Below are 2726 nucleotides of genomic sequence, written 5' to 3' on the forward strand. Positions count from 1 at the left end.
ATACTGGCCATCTACGTGCTGCTGGGCTGCGTGTTCGAGAGCATGTCGATGCTGCTGCTCACCGTGCCGGTATTCTTCCCGGTGGTGGCGGGGCTGGGCTACGACCTGGTGTGGTTCGGCATCCTGGTGGTGATCGTGATCGAGATCAGCCTGATCACGCCGCCGGTGGGGATGAACGTGTTCGTGCTGCGTGCGGTACTGCCGGACGTCTCCACGGGCACGATCTTTCGCGGCGTGACGCCGTTCTGGGTGGCGGGCATGGTGCGCGCGTTGCTGGTGCTGCTGCTGCCGAGTATTGTGCTGTTCCTGCCGCAACTGCTGTATTGACTCGAGCCGAGGAGTGCCGTGATGAACATGGATGAGGGCCGGGCCGGCTTCGCCACCGGGAACGATGACGAGCGGGAGGCACCGCCGGCGAAGCCCGAGCTGGATCTGAACCAATTTCTGCCCTACCGGCTCAACAGCCTGGCTGATCGCATCAGCCAGGCCCTCGCCGAGCTTTACGAGGAACGCTATCAGCTCAATATCGCGCAGTGGCGGGTGCTCGCCTGGCTCAGCCATTGCGACGAGCTGACCGCCAAGAAGATCTGTGCCTACACCAACATGGACAAGGCCCGCGTCTCGCGGGCGATCCAGGCGCTGGAAGATCGCGGCCTGATCCACCGTACGCCGTCGCCCAAGGATCAGCGCCTGCATGACCTGCACCTCACCGCGGCGGGGCAGACCCTGCTCGCCGAACTGATTCCCGAGGCCCAGGCCTGGGAGGCGGAACTGGTGGCGACCCTTACCGCCGGCGAATATCGCGACCTGCTCAACGTGATGCGCAAGCTCGAGCGCCAGCTGGAGCGGATCGGCTAGCGTTCGCGTCTATCCTGAGTTAGTAACCGACGCCAATGGGTTGTCGGTTTTTTTTGGTCAAAGGATTTGTGTAACAGGTCCGAAAAGCTGGAGAAACGCTGTTGAAAGAGCGACCAGTCATTCCAGGAAATTCTATAATTCTATGAATTATAAGGACTAATTGACTGTTTTTCAGGTGGGGGCGGCTTGCCGGGGTTGCGTTGAGCTTTAGGCTTGGGTGGAGGCATTGCATCTATTACGTGTTTCCAATACTCTGAGTTTCGAGATATTATTGTATCGCTTTGGGGCTCGGCCCCACCTGAGGCAATCGAGGACCAAACAATGTACAAGAAGACAGGCCTGGTAATCGGCACCCTGACTGCAGCTATCATGAGCACTTCTGCTCTGGCCCAGGAAACCATTACCGTCAGCACCTGGGCAGGACCCAACCACGGTATCAATACCATCGTCTGGCCGACCTGGAAGGCGTGGATCGAAGAGGCCACCGAGGGACGCGTCACCTTGGATGTGGTTCACGATATGGGGCCGCCAGCCTCGCAAATGGAGATCGTAGCTGACGGTATCGCGGATGCGACCTGGGTGTTTCATGGTTACAATGCTGGTCGCTTCGAGCTGACAAAATTACCCGAATTCCCAACTTTTGAGGATTTCTCCTCTGAGCACGCTTCTGCCGCGTACTGGCGGACTCATCAGGAATACCTGGCCGAAGCCGGTGAACACCAAGGCGTCGATGTGGTAGCAGCGGGCGTGCACGGCCCGGGCTGGATTTTCAGCAGCGAGCATTACGAAACATTGGAAGATCTGCAGGGTGAGCGCATCCGTGTTGGCGGCGGCGTTATGGGTGACCTTACCAATGCGCTTGAGCTGACCGGCGTGGCGCTACCGCCCACCAGCGTCTACGAAGCGGGATCTCAGGGCGTTATCGATGGCGCCATGCTTGTACCGGAGGGGCTGCGCAGCTTCCGGGTAGCTGAGATATTCCCCTACACCCTCAAGGTGGACGGTGGTTTTTATCGCGGTAGCTTCACGATTGTGGTGAATCCCATGGTTTGGGATCGAATCTCTCCCGAGGATCGGGAAGCGATCGAGAGCGTATCGGGTGAGCAGCTGTCGCGTCTGTTCGGCTACATGATGGATGTCGTAGACGTACGCGGCGTGCAATTTGCCGAGGAGCGCGGCCATACCTTTACCGAGCTCAACGACAGCGATCTCGAGGTCCTTCGCAATGTCAGCGACTCCTTGGTACAGGAGTGGGCAGACTCGGTTACCGAGAGCAGGGGCGTCGACGCTAGGGCAGCCATGGAGTATTTCCATGAGCAACTGGCCCTTGCAGTGGAAGAAGAGAGTGTGTCCTCACAAGTGCCGCAAGAGTTCATTGAATAAAACCTCACATCGAGAGCGATAATGCAAACCCGGTCGTACTGGCCTCAAATCGGTCGGGTCATGCAGCTGGGGCTGGAGGGGGTGGCGGGCGCCACCCTCTTCGCCATGATGCTGCTGACCACGGCGGACGTTACCGGACGCTACTTCTTCAATTCACCGATTCTCGGCACCGTCGAGCTGACCCGCTTGATGCTGGCGGCGCTGGTGTTCCTGTCGCTGCCGGTGGTGTGCTGGCGCGAGGAGCACGTCAGCGTCGACCTGCTCGACACCGTGTTTCCGCCGCGCCTGATCTGGATTCGCCAGGTGCTGGTCAACCTGATCGTCACCGGCGCGCTGTGGGTGATGGCCCGGCGGGTCTGGGCGCTGGGCGAACGCGCCATGCAGTGGGGTGACGTGACCGAGTTCCTGCGTATCCCCAACGGCTATCTCATTTATTTGATGTCGATCATGCTGGCCGCGTCGGCCGTACTGACGCTGCTGCGCGC

4 protein-coding genes are annotated in these 2726 nt (G+C 59.6%); all 4 read left to right on the forward strand.

Annotated features, from left to right (window positions below; translation table 11 throughout):
• Positions 1-327, forward strand: a 327-nt coding sequence (locus CYJ07_RS20145; RefSeq protein WP_156085524.1) for a TRAP transporter large permease subunit, incomplete at its 5' end; no start/stop codon positions are given.
• Positions 328-354: 27 nt separating this feature from the next.
• Entirely contained in the window at positions 355-858 is a 504-nt protein-coding gene (locus CYJ07_RS20150; protein ID WP_231489705.1) for a MarR family winged helix-turn-helix transcriptional regulator, read from the forward strand.
• Positions 859-1179: 321 nt separating this feature from the next.
• A complete protein-coding gene (locus CYJ07_RS20155; protein ID WP_104205484.1) occupies positions 1180-2241 on the forward strand; it encodes a TRAP transporter substrate-binding protein in 1062 nt (353 codons plus the stop codon).
• 21 nt (positions 2242-2262) lie between these two features.
• Positions 2263-2726: TRAP transporter small permease (locus CYJ07_RS20160; protein ID WP_104205485.1), on the forward strand; the 464-nt coding region annotated here is incomplete at its 3' end.

This window comes from Billgrantia saliphila, from assembly GCF_002930105.1.
In the GTDB taxonomy this organism is placed as follows: Bacteria; Pseudomonadota; Gammaproteobacteria; order Pseudomonadales; family Halomonadaceae; genus Halomonas; species Halomonas saliphila.